This window comes from Bacillus sp. ME78 (genome assembly GCF_903970865.1).
GTDB lineage: Bacteria > Bacillota > Bacilli > Bacillales > Bacillaceae_G > Bacillus_A > Bacillus_A cereus.
In genome coordinates, this window is sequence record NZ_CAJCKK010000013.1 from 71,495 (window position 1) to 90,092 (window position 18,598).

Here is an 18,598-nt window from a genome sequence, read left to right on the forward strand (position 1 = left end):
ATCTGTTTTTATAACAAGATGTGCTTATTTTTATCATTTTAGCCAAGAAGACTCCTATATTCAAGCGTGAATGGTATTTAAAATAGCAAATTTATTTGTAGTAAATAATACATAATTTTGTTTTACTGTTTTAATTAAAATACGGTCTGTTGTCCCATAAGCTGTTCCAATACGTATGACATCTACTTCTTCAACACCAGCATAGGTAGCATCTTCGGTAATCTCAATCACATCACGTAATGGAATTGTAATCTCCGCCAATTGCCATGAAATAATTAACTCTTCATTTGTTTTTTTTACATTAATGCCTAGCATTATACCAAGACCCTTCAATAATAATACGCTACACTTCTAATCTTATTATATAAATTTTTAGATTTTTTATCTATATGTAGGAATAGAATTTATTTATATTTGTGAGCATCTTAATGATGTCAAACAAATAGAAGGATATACAGTCTTTCTATTAAGAAATATGGTAAGAACAAAAGTTCACTTCAAATTAATATGAATTTGATATGGTTGAGATATTATGAACGAGAAATAGTAAGAGTTGCAGGAAGGAAATGAATAATGAGACTTAAATTAGTAGGAATTTTCATTTGTGTAATTATGATGTTAGGTATCTTTATAATTTACACCAATCAATCTATTGGTAAAGAACCAGATAAGACGAACTATGAATCTCGTGAAAACTCCATAAATAAAGAGAAAGATAGTAGAGGAAAAGGGCAATCAAAATACAATGAAAGTTCTTTTGCTAGTATACAGGCTGTAGTTAATAAGGAATATGGATTACCCGAAGACTATAAACCAGAGGATTTAGTTGTACCAAATGTACCATTCTCATTTAGTGGAACGGTAGAAAAGAGCCACCTCCGTAAAGAGGCGGCAGAAGCACTGGAAAAGTTATTTGATTTAGCAAAGCAGGAGGGGATTCAGTTAAATGCTGTTTCGGGATTTCGTTCCTATGACTATCAACAACGATTGTATACAAACAATGTGAAAAGAAAAGGACAAGAGCATACGGATCGCTTCTCGGCAAAACCAGGACATAGCGAACATCAAACAGGGTTAACAATGGACGTTTCTTCTAAAAGTGCGAACAATGAACTAGAGTTATCCTTTGCTAATACGAAGGAAGGAAAATGGCTGAAAGAAAACGCGCATCGCGCAGGGTTTATCATTCGTTATCCTAAGGGAAAGGAAAGTATTACAGGTTATGCATATGAACCTTGGCATATTCGCTATGTAGGAGATATTGCTGAAAATATATATAAACAAAAGCAGACTTTAGAAGAATACATGAATCTATGAAAATAGAATTGAAGAATTAAACTGGCTATCAATAGACGTGAGATTGTAAAAGGCAGGGGATATAAATTAAGGTGTTTTTTAATTTTTTTGGTGAAGAGGGAAGGTATCCCTCTTCTTTTTTCAGTCCTTGTAAAATTTGAGGATGTCTTAAGGGAGTGAAAAGATGGATTGTGTGAGTGTATTAATAAAGGCTACTTTAGGTGGCTTCTAGAGATTTTTTTTGAGGAAATACTAGTATTCATTGCAGCAATCGCCTATATTATAGGAGCATTCACGTTGGGATATAACAGAGAATTATAGAGTAAAGTAGGATTCAAAAGCATTGTTGAAAATGCGGTGGTTATAAGTTATTTTCCTATTAAAATAATTAGTCTTTGTTCAAAATTTAAGATTGTTATTTTATTATATCTAGTAACTATTTATAATATTTAATAATTACTTGGTTTACTATTAAGGTGGTTATCTTACAAAATTGTAAGGTTATTTTAATTGACACTCGTATGTATAAGTAACTATACTGGTTACACGATGTTGGTGAGTATATTTAATAATCTCTATCTATAAGTGTATGTCCGAGGATTATTTTTAGAGTAATAGTTCGATTTAAAATTCATTATCCGTTATATATTAATATAAACGAATTAATCTATTCTTTATTCAAGGTCGTATTATTTAAAGATTAATTATAAATGATATATTTACCAAATTGTAATAACTTGATAGAGGTGTTCATTTTGAAATACAAATTAATTGCTACAGGAATTCTTGCTGGAAGTTTATTATCCTACTCATCTAATACATTTGCAAATACTCATAAGTTCCTAGATGTTCCTGCATGGGCGGACAAATCCGTTAATTATTTAGTTGATAAACAGGTATTGAATGGCTATCCAGACGGAACTTTCGGTTCAAATGACTCATTAGACAGAGCTTCAGCTACAAAAATTATGACAAAAGTTTTAGATATACAAATTGACTCTAATGCAAAACCATCATTTACAGATTCACAAAACCACTGGGCTACTCCGTATATTGCTGCTGCTGAAAAAGCTGGTATTGTTAAAGGTGAGGGTAATGGAATCTTCAATCCATCCGGAAAAGTAACTCGCGCTGCTATGGCTACGATGCTAGTAAATGCATATAAACTACAAAGCACACCAAATCATAACGAGCAGGTTAAATTTGAAGATTTAAAAGGCCATTGGGGAGAAAAATATGCCAATATTTTAATCGGTTTGAAAATTTCTAATGGTACTGAGAACGGTTGGCAACCAAATAGATTTATAACACGTGCTGAAGCTGCTCAACTTACTGCAAAAACAGATATGATGCAACATCGTCCAAAAAACCCATTAGAAAGCAAAATAATCATTATTGATCCTGGACATGGTGGCGAAGATCCTGGGAAATCCACAAAGGGATTACCTGAAAGTAAGATTGTACTAGACACTTCTTTACGTCTACAACAATTACTTGAAAAGCATACACCATTTACAGTTTTATTAACTCGTCAATCTGATAATAGACCAGGACATGATCAAAAAAGTTCTTTACAGGAACGTGTTAAATTTGCTAAGAAAAATCAGGGTGATATCTTTATAAGCGTACATGCAAATGCTTTTAATGGTAATGCAAAAGGGACAGAAACATATTACTATAAATCTTCTAAATCCGAAAAAACAAATCCTCATGTGGAAGAAAGTCGTGTTTTAGCGGAAAAAATTCAAACACGTTTAGTAGAGGCACTTCAAACACGAGATAGAGGAGTTAAACATGGAGACCTTCATGTTATAAGAGAAAATGACATGCCAGCTGTGTTGACGGAACTGGCGTTTATAGATAATGGTATTGATTACAGTAAATTATCTACGGAAAATGGCAGACAAATTGCAGCAGAAGCCATTTATGAAGGAATTTTAGATTATTATGAATGGAAAGGAAATAATGTATCTGAATATAGGCTGTAATAAGTAATTGAAAATATAGTAATTCTCGAAATGAAGAATTCTATAATTTTTTTGCAGTTTTTTAAACAACAATTTTAAATTTGTATTTAAAATTGTTGTTTAAATCGTTATTTTATGTTTTAATAATGTTGATAATAGTTATCAATAATAGTGAGAGGAAGATTAGTGAAACATGTGTTTTTAGTTAGTGTCATAAAAGTTAATGAATTTCTATATTGTATGGCTATGAATCTATCTCTATTTTTGTGAACTAGAAATAATATATTTATATCTTTTAAATGTTTAAGAAGGAGTGGCTGTCTGTATGAAAAAAGCAAAAGAAATAGCTAAATGCGTTGCGGTAGCGTCCGTTATTATGTCTGGATCATTTGGTTTACAAGCAACATCTGCATTTGCAGATTCTAAAGGAACTGTAGAAAATCTTCAAAATGGTGGGAAGGTCTATAATAGTTTTAAAACTACTTATGACATGAAGCAGAATATCAAAAATTCAGTAAAAGTTTCTTTTATTGAGGATCCTTACGCAGATAAAAAGATTGCAATTGTTACCACTGATGGTAGTAATATAGATGCTAAATATACAATTAATAGCGGATACTATAACGCAGGTTTAAAATGGCCATCAGCCTATCATACTGAAGCAGAAATAACAAGTGGTGATAGTGCTCAATTCCATAAAGCTGCCCCAGTTAATACAATGACTTCAGCAAAGGTCACTTCTGAGGTAGGGTATACACTTGGTGGAAGTGTTAAAGTAGGAGTAAATGATAAAGGGCCAAATGCCGATGCAAGTATCACAGGTAGCTTTGCTTGGAAAGAAAGTGTATCTTATGATCAAGTAGATTATAAAACGGTATTAGAGACTCACACAGATAAAAAATTAAATTGGAAAGTAGGATTCCAATCATTTAATTTCCCAGAATGGGGAATTTATAATCGTGATTCATTCAATACTTTCTATGGTAATCAACTATTTATGAAATCACGTAGTTATAATGAAGGAACGAATAATTTTGTTTCAAAAGATACAGTACCAGCTTTAACAGGCTATGGTTTTTCTCCAAACGTAGTAGCGGTTATTACTGCTGATAAAACAGAAACTACTTCAGATTTAAAAATAACAAATCGTAGAATTTCAGATCAGTACAATATCGAATGGGTAAGTTCAAAATGGTGGGGAACAAATAATAAAGATACATATAATGAATTCTTTACGAACCACTATAAATTAGACTGGAAAAACCATCAAGTTACTCTTGATAACCAAAAAGCCCTTGAAGAACAAATGAATAGTATCAACAGCGTGAATGATAAACTTAACAAAGGAAAAGGGAAATTATCTCTTTCAATGAATGGAAATCAACTCAAAGCTACGTCTAGCAATGCTGGTTATGGTATCAGTTACGAAGATAAAAATTGGGGTATCTTTGTAAATGGTGAAAAGGTCTATACTTTTAATGAAAAATCAACTGTAGGCAATATATCTAATGATATTAACAAATTAAACATTAAAGGACCTTACATCGAGATTAAACAGATTTAGTCAGAAAATGATGGACGATTGATGGATAATTATTTCATCAAGATACGAGTGCGCTAGTTTATTTTAAATTTGTATAATGTAACGAAAGGATCAGATCTTATTTATTTTATAGATAAGGTCTGGTCCTTATTATTTTTTTGTTTGCACACGAAGTTAAGATAACATTAGATGTTTTTTGTCCAGACTTTCACTCGATTAGAAAAGAGCGTAAAGTAGTTGAAAGCTATTGATGCTACGCAAGGGGATATTGTTTAAAGTAATCAGAACCTCATCGGTTGTTAAGTTACCACTTTAAATATATAATTAAATTTCATTAAAAAGATACTCTATTCAAAGTCCTTATTGGGTTTTTGAAGTGAAATATATACTATTTGAGGTGTGTGAAATGGGGAAATCTCGAGAGCAGACGATGGAAAATATCTTAAAGGCTGCTAAGAAAAAATTTGGAGAGCGTGGCTACGAAGGTACGAGCATACAAGAAATTGCAAAAGAAGCGAAAGTGAATGTTGCTATGGCTTCTTACTATTTTAATGGGAAAGAAAACCTATATTATGAGGTATTTAAGAAATATGGCCTTGCTAATGAGCTACCCAATTTTCTTGAGAAGAATCAATTTGATCCTATCGATGCCCTTAGAGAATATTTAACGGTTTTTACTATACATATAAAAGAGAACCCTGAAATTGGATCGTTGGCATATGAGGAGATTATTAAGGAAAGTGCACGATTAGAAAAGATTAAACCGTATTTCATAGGTAATTTTGAACAGTTAAAAGAAATATTACAGGAGGGTGAAAAGCAAGGAGTTTTTCATTTCTTCTCCATAAATCATACGATACATTGGATCACTTCTATTGTTTTATTTCCAAAGTTTAAAAAGTTTATTGATTCTTTAGGACCAAATGAAACGAATGATACAAATCATGAATGGATGCCGGAAGACTTAGTGAACAGGATTGTTACTGCATTAACAGATAAACCTAACGTGTAAATTATTCAGTGTATATGAATTTTATTATTACTATTTAAAGCCTAATTTCTCAATGTATTGTAGAGAAATTAGGCTTTTTTCAACACGTCATTAAAGTTTTTATAATTCAATGACTCAATTTGCTGATTATATTTTCAAGTATTCGTTTTGAGCTACATAGATATAGTTTTTGTTGCAACTGTTTGTTGAAATGCTTTATCATGCTCAACAATAACCATTGTGGGATTAAATTGTTGAATAAGCTCTTCGATCTGCATACGGGAATAGATATCTATAAAATTTAGTGGTTCGTCCCATATATATATATGAGCTTTTTCACATAAGCTTTTAGCGATAAGTAGTTTTTTCTTTTGGCCACCAGAATAATGAGATATATCTTTCTCAAATTGAATGCGGTCAAAGTCCATCTTACGTAGGATGGATTTAAATAAGGTCTCATCAATCTTGTGCTGTTCAATAAAGTCTGATAGTGATCCCTTCAAATGAGAAGTATCTTGTTGGACATAGGAAATGATGAGTCCTGTACCTAAAATAACTAAGCCTGTATGCTGTATCGGATGTCCTAGAATTAGTTTTAGGATACTACTTTTTCCGCTCCCATTCGTTCCATCAAGTACAATTCGGTCACCTTGCTCGACTATGAAGCTAATCGACTCATTCACAATTTGGTCATCGTACTTAACGGACACATCAATCAAAGTAATCAATTCATTTGATTTAAATTGTAATTGTTCCAATTTTAATGACTCAGTTTTCTCCACATTTTTTAGTAATTTTGACTTTTCTTCAATAGCTTTTTGTTGCCTTGATTCAAGGTTTTTTGCTCTTTTCATCATCTTGGCTGCTTTATGTCCTACAAACCCCTTATCCAACTTAGAGCCTGAATTCCTCGTTCCATTTTTTGAAGCTTCCACATCATGAGACCAACTTGCTGAACGCTTGGAAGACTGTTTTAATCTCCCTATGTCTTTTTGTAGACGCTCATTTGTAGTCTCTTCGTGCTCTTGCTGTCTATCAAAATTTAACTTCCAAGAAGAATAGTTACCACTTTGAACTTCAATATTTGCTCTATTTATAGATAGGATATGGTCAACGCATCCATCTAAAAAGATTCTGTCATGTGAAATTAAAATAAATCCTTTTTTCTTCCTTAGATAATCAGAGACTATCTTTCGTGCATCAGTATCTAAGTGATTTGTTGGTTCATCAATTAATAGAAATTGACCCTCATTTAAAAACAGTGCAGCAAGCAACACCTTTGTTTGTTCCCCATTTGATAATGTTTTAAATGGTCTGTACATGACCTCAGCATCAACATTTAAATAGGATATCTCACGCAGAAATTCCCAATCTTCTGCTTGGGGACAAATTTCTTCAAGGATTTCATGAGTGAATTTGTTCCTATCTGCAACAGAGTAGGGGAAGTAATTGAATTCTACCGAAGCAAGGATTTTCCCACCATACTCATAATTCCCTAACAATAAATTAAAGAATGTCGTTTTACCTCGTCCGTTTCTACCGATAAATCCTAGCTTCCAATCCGTATCTATTTGGAAGTTTACACTTTCAAAAATATTATCAAAGCTACCTGGGTATGAAAAAGTTAAATCTTGGACTTTTATCATTGACATAATAATTCCTCCTTTATATATCGAAACGTTTCATATAAAGTCGGAACATCCATCCAGTTTTTAATTGCTCTATATAAGTTTGATGGATATTAACGACTTATATAGAGCATTACATGTGTAACAATAGTGTCTGAAGTACTCATTTTTCTTGCTCCTTTATTTGTTGGGTAAATTTAACAATTAATAAGTTCCAACTAACATAAATGGGAATAAAAAAATCCCCCAATTGTAATCGGAAGGATTAGTCTTTCGTCTATACTTAATAAGTACTTATTAATCATTTGAATCATGACAAATAAAGTATGAACTGAATTTTAAAAATGGATAGACTAACCCTATATTTTGTAGTTTGAAGTTATGAAATTCAACTTAAAATATAAATTAGTTAATCATTGTTCATCCATCATTCCTTTCATAATTCTGCTTTTAGAGTAACATTCTTTTTAGGGAGATGCAATATTAGCTTCAATTTCATCTAATCCTAAATCATTTATAATTCTTTGAGTAAGGAGATAAAACTTTACCGCCCTTTTTATAAACATCACATTTTTGTTCAATTGGTCATGTCTTTTGTCCGTTAAAAGGGAGGATATGAAATTGACATCAACTTTTCGTGTAACTATAATGGTTACAGATAGTTTCGTAAACTAATTTGAATTTCTATTTTAAAGATAGTAAATTTCATTCCTTTTTAAGTGTGACAGATAGCAACTAACTATAATTCAATAGAGGATTAGATTCTATCTCATATGTAAAGAGTAGATAAGTTGTACCCGCCAAATTTACGATGCGCAAATACTTAAAAAACTACATTTTTCAGCTTATCCTTTTTAGAATCCTCAGTATTGATAATTGTAAACATCTACAAAAAGTTAACAAGACTGTTGTATGTAGAAAGAAATCTTTTAAAAAGGTCATAATATACATAATAGGTTGCACACATTTTAATTAGTAGGAGTTGTGCCACTATCAAGACCTTTTTAATAAAAGTATAGAAAAAACTCAAGAAGGTGAGTCCATTGCGTAAACATGCATATGTGCAATTTTATGTATTGCTATTGGCTTTAATAGCTTATATAAGTTTTTGTGTTATATTTTTATTTGTTTTTCCGAATCTTTATTTTGTATCAGATTTTAATATCCGGCTATCATCTTTAGTTGTTGAAACTACTGTATTTATCTCATTACTGTATTCTATATTATCCAGAAGAATTAAGTTAGGAGTATTCTGGGTTTGTATTACTATTGCGATAGGGTGTTTCTTGATAGGGAATTTCATATCTGCTTTTCAAGTACTTAATGTAGAATTACCAATACAAAATTTTAATATCTCTGATGTATTTTTGTTATTTTTCTTGTTCTTCTTTCTCTTTGCGTTCTTTTATAAAATTATGATGGAATGTAATAAATGGGAGAAAGCATATTTAATTTGTGATTTATGCATTGTTGTTACTGCCATTTTTACATTAGAGTGGTACCTATTTAATAAACCATCTGCAAATATCTTATTCTTATCAATTGGAGATGTTTTTCTCTCATTTATTTTTCCAATTATAGATTTATTACTTCTATTACTTGGAGTTACACTAATCTTTCGACCTGCTATTTTCAATGCAAAAATTAAATTGTTTATTTTTATTCTAGTATTAACTGGATTGGCTATTACGGACTACTTGTATTTCTACTTACAGGATGATTTGTCAGAGCGTTCAGTTATATTTTTAAGGTGTTTGTATAGAGTTTTACTATTATTTATCGCTATTGCTGCTACAATTCCAAAGGATGCTTCTTTTAAAAGAAATTATTTTATTATTAATCCGACATTTGGAGAGAAACTTCTTGGTATATTCCCTTATCTTGCAGTTGCAGTCTTAATTGGCTTTACTTTGAAAGAGCAAACTTCTTCAGCTACATTGATTACGGGAAATTGTATTGCTTTTGTATTTGTACTGATTCGTCATACAATCGTACGAATGCAAAACAAAGAGTTAACTAAAACATTAAAAGTGTTTAATAATCAATTAGAACAAACAGTATCTCAGAGAACAAGGGATTTAATAAATAAATCTAATGATTTGGTAAAAAATCAAGAGAGATTTAAGTCATTATATGAGTATCATCCGGATCCTATTTTAACGATTGATTCAAACGGTATCGTATTAAATATAAACCAGGCTGGAAGTATGTTATTAGGAAAAGAAAGTACTGCATTAATAGGGAAAGAGTGCTTCTCTATTTTTTTAGATGAAGATAAATCTGAATTGGAAGCAGCTATAAAGAAAGGGAAACGATGTAGTTCATCTTCGTTACAGTTACGTGTGAAAAATAACAATGAGAAGGACATGCTCTTTTGGTATGTCACTATAGTTCCTATTATGATAGAAGGTCAAATTTTTGGGAGTTATGTAATGGTAAAAGACATAACGAGGATGAAACAACAACAGGAAGAGATAAATTACCTTGCATTCCATGATACGGTGACGGAGATTGGAAATCGTATATTCTTCCAACAAGAATTAGATAGATCCATTAAGCGTGCGAAAAAAACACAGGATAAATTTGGGCTCCTGTATATTGATTTAAATCGCTTTAAGACCATTAATGATACATTGGGTCATTCGATTGGTGACAGAGTTTTAAAAGAAGTTGCCAAACGTTTTAGGACATATCTGTCACCGACTATTCCTCTAGCAAGAATAGGTGGAGATGAGTTTGCAATCATTGTCCATAACCAAACAGAGCAACAGCTATTGGATTTGTGTAAAACTTTATTTCGTATAACTGAAGAACCATTTGTAGTAAATCAGCATAGTTTTTACTTATCTCTTAGCATAGGAATAGCAGTGTATCCATTTGGAGGAATAAATACTACTACACTTTTACAACACGCTGATATCGCTATGTATAGCGCAAAAGAAAAAGGTAACAATGCTGTTTGTATGTATGACGAGACATTATCTCAAAAAGTAACTCGTCGATTACGATTAGAACAGGATTTACCAAATGCAATTGAAAATAATGAGTTGTTTTTATTGTATCAACCACAAATTGATAGTAAGGCAGGTAAAGTTATTGGTGCAGAGGCTTTAATACGCTGGCAACATCCAGAGCTTGGGCTGATTTCTCCTTTTGAGTTTATACCTATCGCAGAAGAAACGGCGCAGATTATTTCAATTGGGAAGTGGACGTTACAGAAAGCGTGTCGACAACTGAAAGAATGGCATTCTATGGGCTTTTCAAATCTAAAGATCGGGATAAATCTATCAGCTATAGAGTTTGAACAGAAAGATTTTGTTCAAACAATGATATCTACTATAGAAGAGATAGGAGTACCTGCTAATTCGATTGATTTGGAATTAACAGAGCGAATAGCAATGGTAGATGAAAAAGAAACCTTATCAAAGTTAAAAGTATTAAAATCATATGGTGTACATTTATCAATTGACGATTTTGGTACAGGTTATTCTTCACTAGCGTATCTGCCTCTTTATCCAATTGATACTTTAAAAATTCCAAGAGAATTTGTTAATAGGATCGGAACTTCTACTGATGGAGATGAAATTATACAAACCATTATTTCACTTGCTCATACTTTAAACATGAAAGTGATAGCAGAAGGGGTAGAAACGAAGGAACAATTAACAGTGTTACAACGTAATGCGTGTTATCTAATTCAGGGCTATTACTACAGTAAACCTGTAAATGAAGATGAATTTATGGATTTTTTAAGTACAATGCAAAATGAATAAGTGAAAAATCAGTATATGTATAAAGTAAAGTGAAAAGACGTTCTATCTATATGGATTTGAACGTCTTTCTTATGTTTATTTTCAATAGTTATGCAGCAAGGTTTCAGCCTTTGAAAGTAAAATAAGTATCTATATTCCTTGTATTTTGGGCTAATGGGGTATGAGGTGAAAGTTGCTTCTTGTGAAAACACATTAGGGACAGCTTGTATATTCTTAAAGCAATTTGAAAAAGGATTAGCAGTTTGTATGGAATTAGGAAATGAAGAGTATGTATATCATTTCAATATTTTACGTTCTCTTAATGAAGATGAAGCAATTAAACTCTTAGAAGAAGTGAAAAAAGTATTTCTTACTTCGAAAAGCAAGGTTTATGGGATTTCGTAGAAGAATATGCAGATCTAAAAAAGGAAAAAATTATACAATAATCACATGCTATCATTTTTAATAGCTAATTAACAAAGGGACTCCGATTATGGAGTCTCTTTGTTAATGGGGTAATGATTTGGTTTATCTAACTATAATAATATTTGTAAAAAAAGTGTAAAAGGGTCCTAGTTTGGAGGGGGAATTATTTAATCTTTTTTATTTAATAAAAGGGATAATATTTAGTTATCTGCGCTTCTTAATTATGTTTTCTATCACAGTTTGAAGTAAATTTCAGTTAATCTTATTTATTTTATAGGAATTATAAGGTATACTAAAAGTAGGTGCAAAATGTACCATTTGAAAAAGAGTGCATTGCAAAAAGGGATCCGTAAAGGATTCCTTTTTTGTTTCTTTGAAAATGAAGCAATGTTCTAATTATCTCTTTCATTTCTATGAATGCGCTGCGATCTTATAAACTAAAAAAGCATTTTTGGAAAATTGCCATATTCCTGTAACAAAACAAAGGTATGTTATGTGTGTTAAATATAAAGAGAAAGAAGGAAAAGTTGTGAAAAAAATTTTGCCAATTGTTGCGTTATTAGGCATGATGAGTTTCGGAGTACAGGAAATGAATGTAAGAGCTGATACATACCACAAAGGCGATTCAAAAATTAGTTTTTGGGATTCGAAAAGAAAGGGTACTAATTTCATGAATAGTACGTCATTACCTGAAAACTATAAAAGTGCAAAAGAAGCTAATATTGAATATGTACGTTTAGCACCTGATAAATGGGCAAAAGATAAAGATTTTCTATTTGAGGATAAACCAGATACTTCTGGAAAGGATTTTCTGATAGGTAATGCAGATAACTATCAGGGATTAGTAAAGGAGGATTTAGAAAAATTAAAGGCGGATTTAGATGCCGCACAATCACAAGGAATGAAAGTTGTTCTTACAATGTTATCCTTACCTGGTGATCGATGGCGCCAATTTAATAATAACAAGAATGACGACAGAATATGGGAAGAAGAGAAGTATCAAGAACAAGTAAGTCAATTTTGGAAGGATCTTGCTTTGGAATTAAAAGATCACCCCGCGGTGGTTGGTTATAATATTATAAATGAACCACATCCAGAAACAGCTAAAAATAATAGATATAATGATTTTTGGACGGAAGATTATGAGAAATGGTATGCAAAAGTGAAGGAAACGACAGCGGATTTAAACAGATTTTATCAAAAAGTAATCAATTCCATTCGTGAAGTAGACCAAGAAACACCGATTATTTTAGATTCAGGTTTATATGCTACTCCATGGGCCTTTAAATATTTAAAACCAGTAAATGATAAAAAAACCCTATATGCATTTCATATGTATGAACCATATGAATTAACGAGTCAAGGTGAAAAACAAAATAAGGAGTATCAATATCCAGGATTAGTAAAAGTAAGAGATTTAGAGAAACCTGTAATGTGGAATAAGCAGGGATTAGAGCAATTTTTGAAGCCAATCCAACAATGGTCTAAGAAAAATCATGTATCATCTAATCGAATTATTGCAGAGGAGTTTGGAATTAACCGTACTGTTCCAGGAGCTACCCAATACATGCAAGATCTTATTTCTATCTTCAACCAAAAAGGTTGGCATAAATCATTCTATGCATTTCGTGAAGACACATGGACAGGGATGGATTATGAATTGGGAACAGGAAAAATAAAATGGGATGAAGAGGGTAAACCAATGCGTCAAGATAATTCACTCTGGGAAGTAATAAAAAAAGATTTACAAGTACATAAATAGTTTAGAATATTTGTCCTAAGGACTAAATGTAAGCATCTAATTCAAATGGAATTAGATGCTTTTTTTTCAAAAAGGTGGAGGCTTAAACAAATGTGGTTGCAATTATATTAACCTTTAAAGTGAAAAAAGTTTTATGAATTTTTTTGTGAGATCCGAACCCTTAAATGCTGAAAATTATTTACTTATTTCTCCAATTGGGTGTATTTCTCCAATTAGATGGAAGTTTAGAATACAGAATCAAAACATAATAGGCTGTTATCGATGAGTTTATCGTAAAGTTGTTATTTAATGTGTCATCAAATAACATTTATATACAATAATAAATAAAGAAAAGGAGATATTTATGAAAAAATATAGAGTAATAGACACAACTTAAATAGTATGAATAGTTTAGATTGTAAAAACATGAAGAAGAAAACAAAAAATCCTTAAGAGTACTAAGGAAAAATGAGGGAGATAATATGGGGGATAATTCAAAACATAAAACTAGAAAAATACTTGCAGCTACTGCTACAGTAACTATGCTTGCGACTGGAATGATTTCTTCATCAGATGTCTTTGCGGAGCAAAAGGAGCAGCAAAAAAATTTATCGACATCACTGCAAAGTGAAAAGTCAGTTAAATCAGAAAATATAACATTTACAGTCCCAGGAAAAGGAGATGTTGAGGTACTAAAACAACAGGAAAGAAAAAGTATGGCATTTAGTCCATATGAACCAACTGGTTTATATGCAAAACCAAATGAACAAATAACGATTAATGTAGAAGGTAATCAAGATATTCAGGTATATATTGGAACGTATTCGTATGATGCTTCTTGGAGAGAAGATTCTAAGATAAAATCATTTACATTAAAACCTGGTGTAAACACAATCCAATCTCCAAATGGGGGGCTGATTTATTTTTATAATAAACAGCAAGGTGGTACCATTCGAACAACAATCACAACAGGTGGAACGACTACGCCTTTCTTTGAACTAGGAAAGCATACGAAACAAGATTTAATAAACATGCTGGACCAATATCCTAATGCACATGCAGTGGAGTTAAAAGGCGAACGTGTATTAATTACGGCCAGCCCTGCACGTGTTAAGAAATATTTGTTGGGTTCTAATACAGATCCTGTACAACTCTTAAAAAAGATGGATGAAGCTACTCGAATTCAAGACAAAGTAGCTGGATTATCTGAAGAACAAGTAGATAAACATTATGTTCATTACGTAGAAGAAAATCATTCTCCTGATTATTATATGTATGCAACTTCTTATCGAACAGCATATGTAGGAGATGCAATCCAATACGTGTTAGATATTAATAAATTTGTAAAAGATGGATGGGGTCCTTGGCATGAGGCAGGACATTTAAGACAACAATCACCCTGGAAGTTTTATAATATGACAGAAGTACAAAATAATATATACAGCCTTTCTGTAGAAAAAGCATTTAATCAAACATCCAACTTAGAGAAAAATGGAATTTATCCAAAAGCGTTTCAATATCTAGAACAAGTGAATAAAAATTATGATGAAATTAGCGATGTTTTTGTAAAGCTTGTTATGCTTTGGCAACTACAGTTAGCGTATGGAGAGGATTTTTATCCTAAATTGCATCAATTGTATAGAGACATGCCTTCAAGTGAACTTCCACAAACTGATGAAAATAAAAAACAATTATTTATGATTTCAGCATCAAAAGTAGCCAAACAAAATTTGATTCCTTTCTTTGAGAAGTGGGGATTACGTCCAAATAACGATACCATTCAAAAGGTAGCTGCATTAGGATATCCAATTTTAACAGCAGAGATTTGGAAGGGTACGGATTCTAATCCAATTAAACCAGATATGCCTGATGTAAATAATATTTTAGAAGGAAACCAGTTTGCATGGTCGCTGAAAGGGATTGGAGATTTTGAATTCGCAAAAGTAAATTTAAATAAATCAACAGAAGAAATGCAAATTGATCTAAAAGCAGGTGTACCACATAACTACTTTGATAGTACATATGCAAGTATTAAAGTGCAAAACACATCAGGTAAAGTAGTATATAACAAGGAGTTTTATGGGAATAAACAGCAAAATGCTGGAACACAAAAAGTTTCAGTAAAGACCGGTGATCTTATTGAGCTTACACATTTAGAAGGCAGAGAGAGGGCAACATTAATAAATTTAGATAACAATAAACGTGAAAGCCTTGATAAAAAAGTAATGTATGAAGTTACAAAGAATGGCCTGAAAAAAGTAAATCAAATTGTTAATCCGAAACCAGATACAGAAGCTCCCACACAGCCAAAAGGATTATATGCAAGCAACCTTACTTCTAACAGTGTAGAGCTAAAATGGAATCCTTCTACAGATAATATAGGTGTAAAAGAATATCAGGTATTACGTGATGGGCAATTGATTCAAACGGTACAAGGAACGACGTTTACTGATCAAAATTTAACAGTTAATAAGGAATATAAATATGCAGTGAAGGCTGTAGATGCAGCTGGAAATACATCAATTCAAAGTGAAATTCTTCTTGTAAAAACCAAAGATCAAAATGTATCTTATGAAAAATGGGATCCAAAGAAGGCATATACAAAGGGCGATAAAGTAGAACATCAAGGGACAGTGTATGAAGCTGTTCAAAATCATCAAGGAAATGGTGACCCGAATTGGATATTTGCGTTATCTTTATGGAAACCACTTACAATCAAATAACATGTAAGAATCAGATGTGAAGATAGAACAACATAAAATTGGGGCAGTATTTTAAAGATTTACTGGATGTTGTTTGAATTTTGATAGATTTCTCTACTAAGTTATTATTCAATAATAAAAATTAGAAAAGGATGTAGATTAGTGATTAGTCAGAAAACGAAGAAAAGATTTAATAAAGTTATTATAATGACCGCAGCATGTAGCATGTTTTCTATGTTTGGAACGTCTATTTCGCACACTAAAGCTGCAACACATTCAGCTGCTCCAGCAGTTTATGTGAGTCCCCAAAATATACCTGCCTCAGATATTATTAGTATAGACTGGTCACCAGTTCAGACTCCACCTTATACGTACTGGGCTGTACACAACTGGAATGCAGGTGGTGAAGCTGGAGGATATGCTGGTTTTCAACAACAAAGTGGGTTTGATGAAAATGGAAAACGCACTTTACATTTTGCCTTATGGGATCCAATTTCCTCTAAAGAAGCAATAAAGGCCGAATACTTATCTCCGAATTCGCAAGCTGGACCCTTTGGAGGAGAAGGAACAGGAATGAAGGTTCAAACAACTTATGGTTGGAAAGACTACAATTGGTACACAATGACAATGCGTTCATGGCAAGAAAATGGTCATACTAAATTTGGACAATGGATGAAAGATGTAACAAAGAATAAATGGCATCAAATTGCAATTATGGACTTTCCGGTTGCTAATGTTGCATTTAATCATGGATTAGGAATGTTTCAAGAAGACTGGGCTGATAGTGGACAGAATGTTCGAGAAGCGCGCCTAAAAAATGGTTATAGCCGAAAATTAGTTGATAAACAATGGAGTTCTTGGAATAATCAAAGTATTTCTGGAACGCATGATAATACTTATCAATATGATGGAGGATCTACTTCAGAATATGTATGGGTCAAAGCAGGAGGTAATACGCAGTCTACTATTGGGTCAGGAAAAATATTCAAGCTAAATCAACCTACTCAACCTGAAATAGGAAAATTAGATTTTGATATCCAATCTATATATTATGAAAATGAAAAATTAAATGTATCTTGGAAACTAAAAGAAAATAGTACACCGCAATTTAAGGGGAAAATTGAAATTTATAACAATGAAAATATGACGGGCCAACCTATTAACGTAATTAATGATATTAAATCCTATCAAAATGTAATCAGTCAATCTATATCATTACCAACAAATGCTTATGCAAAAATTGTATTAACGGATATATTTGATCAAACTGTTGAGAAAAAGGTACAAATCAAAAATGAATCTCCAAACATTTTTGAAGGTAATGAATTTGCATGGTCGCTGAAAGGGATTGGAGATTTCGAATTTGCGAAAGTAAATTTAAATAAATCAACAGAAGAAATGCAAATTAATCTAAAAGCAGGTGTACCACATGACTACTTTGATAGTACATATGCAAGTATTAAAGTGCAAAACACATCAGGTAAAGTGGTCTATAACAAAGAGATTTATGGAAACAAACAGCAAAATGCTGAATCGCAAAAAGTTCCAGTCAAAGTAGGCGATTATATAGAGTTAACACATCTAGAAGGTGTACATAGAGCTACTCTTACAAATGTAGATAATAGTAAACAAGAGAGCTTTGGAAAAAAAGCCATATACGAAGTTACAAAGGAAGGTCTGAAGAAAGTAGAAAAAATGCCAGAAGCAACAATTTTAGAAGGAAACAAGTTTGCATGGTCATTAAAAGGATATAGTGATAGAGAAATTGCAAAAGTAGATTATGATAAAACGGTAGAAGAGATGAAGGTAAAACTAGAAGCAGGTGTACCACATTCCTATTTTGCTAGTACGTATGCGAGTATTAAGGTCCAGAATTCTTCTGGTAACGTTCTGTACAATAAGGAAATCGTGGGAAATAAACAACAAAATGCTGAAAGCCAAACTGTGCCTGTCAAGGTAGGGGATTACATTGAATTTACCCATATAGAAGGAGAAGCAACAAAGGAAAAAACGCGAGCAACTTTAATTAACCTTGAAAATAACAAAAATGAAACCATTGGAAAAACAGCAAGATATCAAGTTACAAAAGAAGGCTTGAAGAAAGTAGAGAAAATGCCAGAAACAACGGTTTTAGATGGAAATCAATTTGCATGGTCATTAAAGGGATATAATGATCGAGAAATCGCGAAAATAGAATATAACAAAGCAACAGAAAAAATGCAGCTTAAATTAGAAGCGGGTATACCCCATTCTTATTTTACTAATACGTATGCAAGCATTAAAGTCCAGAATTTATCCGGTAATATTTTGTACAATAAAGAAATTATAGGAAATAGACAACAAGATGCTGAGAGCCAAACTGTTTCAGTCAAGGTAGGAGATTGTATTGAGTTTACTCATATAGAGGGAGAAGCACAAAAGGAAAAGACACGCGCCACACTTACTAATCTTGAGAATAATAAACAGGAGTATATGGGAAAGAAAAGAATATATCAGGTTACCTCTATGGGATTATTAATAAAGTCATAGATTTCACTACAAAAGTTAAATTA

Annotated in this window: 11 protein-coding genes; 9 read left to right on the forward strand and 2 right to left on the reverse strand. The window is 32.1% G+C overall.

Going from position 1 to position 18,598, the window contains the following annotated elements:
• Positions 1 to 60: 60 nt before the first annotated feature.
• A complete protein-coding gene (locus H6481_RS15955; RefSeq protein WP_182812305.1) occupies positions 61 to 315 on the reverse strand; it encodes a hypothetical protein in 255 nt (84 codons plus the stop codon).
• A 258-nt stretch (positions 316 to 573) separates the two neighbouring features.
• Between H6481_RS15955 and H6481_RS15960 the strand changes: the two genes are divergently transcribed.
• From H6481_RS15960 to hlyIIR, 4 genes are all read left to right on the forward strand, one after another.
• Positions 574 to 1,317, forward strand: a complete 744-nt coding sequence (locus tag H6481_RS15960) for a M15 family metallopeptidase (RefSeq protein ID WP_001237442.1) — start codon at positions 574 to 576, stop codon at positions 1,315 to 1,317.
• Between the two features lie 734 nt (positions 1,318 to 2,051).
• Positions 2,052 to 3,284, forward strand: coding sequence for an N-acetylmuramoyl-L-alanine amidase (locus H6481_RS15965; RefSeq protein WP_182812308.1), 1,233 nt, complete (start codon positions 2,052 to 2,054; stop codon positions 3,282 to 3,284).
• A gap of 304 nt (positions 3,285 to 3,588) precedes the next feature.
• Positions 3,589 to 4,827 carry a hemolysin II HlyII gene (hlyII, locus tag H6481_RS15970; RefSeq protein WP_182812311.1) on the forward strand — a complete coding sequence of 413 codons (1,239 nt, stop codon included), beginning with the start codon at positions 3,589 to 3,591 and terminating at the stop codon, positions 4,825 to 4,827.
• Positions 4,828 to 5,212: 385 nt separating this feature from the next.
• A complete protein-coding gene (gene hlyIIR / locus H6481_RS15975) occupies positions 5,213 to 5,818 on the forward strand; it encodes a hemolysin II regulator HlyIIR (RefSeq protein WP_000520482.1) in 606 nt (201 codons plus the stop codon).
• 152 nt (positions 5,819 to 5,970) lie between these two features.
• On the opposite strand, the gene H6481_RS15980 is transcribed toward hlyIIR, so the two are convergent.
• On the reverse strand, positions 5,971 to 7,449 hold the full coding sequence (locus H6481_RS15980) for an Lsa family ABC-F type ribosomal protection protein (protein WP_063548266.1): 1,479 nt from the start codon (positions 7,447 to 7,449) through the stop codon (positions 5,971 to 5,973).
• Positions 7,450 to 8,468: 1,019 nt separating this feature from the next.
• Between H6481_RS15980 and H6481_RS15985 the strand changes: the two genes are divergently transcribed.
• The 5 genes from H6481_RS15985 to H6481_RS16005 all read left to right on the forward strand — a co-directional run bounded on the left by H6481_RS15985 (position 8,469) and on the right by H6481_RS16005 (position 18,575).
• The gene (locus H6481_RS15985; RefSeq protein ID WP_063548264.1) at positions 8,469 to 11,198 is read left to right on the forward strand and encodes a GGDEF domain-containing phosphodiesterase; all 2,730 of its coding nucleotides are present in this window, start codon (positions 8,469 to 8,471) and stop codon (positions 11,196 to 11,198) included.
• A gap of 153 nt (positions 11,199 to 11,351) precedes the next feature.
• Positions 11,352 to 11,582, forward strand: a complete 231-nt coding sequence (locus H6481_RS15990; protein WP_063548262.1) for a hypothetical protein — start codon at positions 11,352 to 11,354, stop codon at positions 11,580 to 11,582.
• 514 nt (positions 11,583 to 12,096) lie between these two features.
• A complete protein-coding gene (locus H6481_RS15995) occupies positions 12,097 to 13,365 on the forward strand; it encodes a cellulase family glycosylhydrolase (protein WP_182812315.1) in 1,269 nt (422 codons plus the stop codon).
• Between the two features lie 461 nt (positions 13,366 to 13,826).
• Entirely contained in the window at positions 13,827 to 16,067 is a 2,241-nt protein-coding gene (locus tag H6481_RS16000; RefSeq protein ID WP_182812319.1) for a M60 family metallopeptidase, read from the forward strand.
• Between the two features lie 141 nt (positions 16,068 to 16,208).
• Positions 16,209 to 18,575, forward strand: a complete 2,367-nt coding sequence (locus tag H6481_RS16005; protein WP_063548256.1) for a putative mucin/carbohydrate-binding domain-containing protein — start codon at positions 16,209 to 16,211, stop codon at positions 18,573 to 18,575.
• The last annotated feature ends 23 nt before the right edge of the window (positions 18,576 to 18,598 follow it).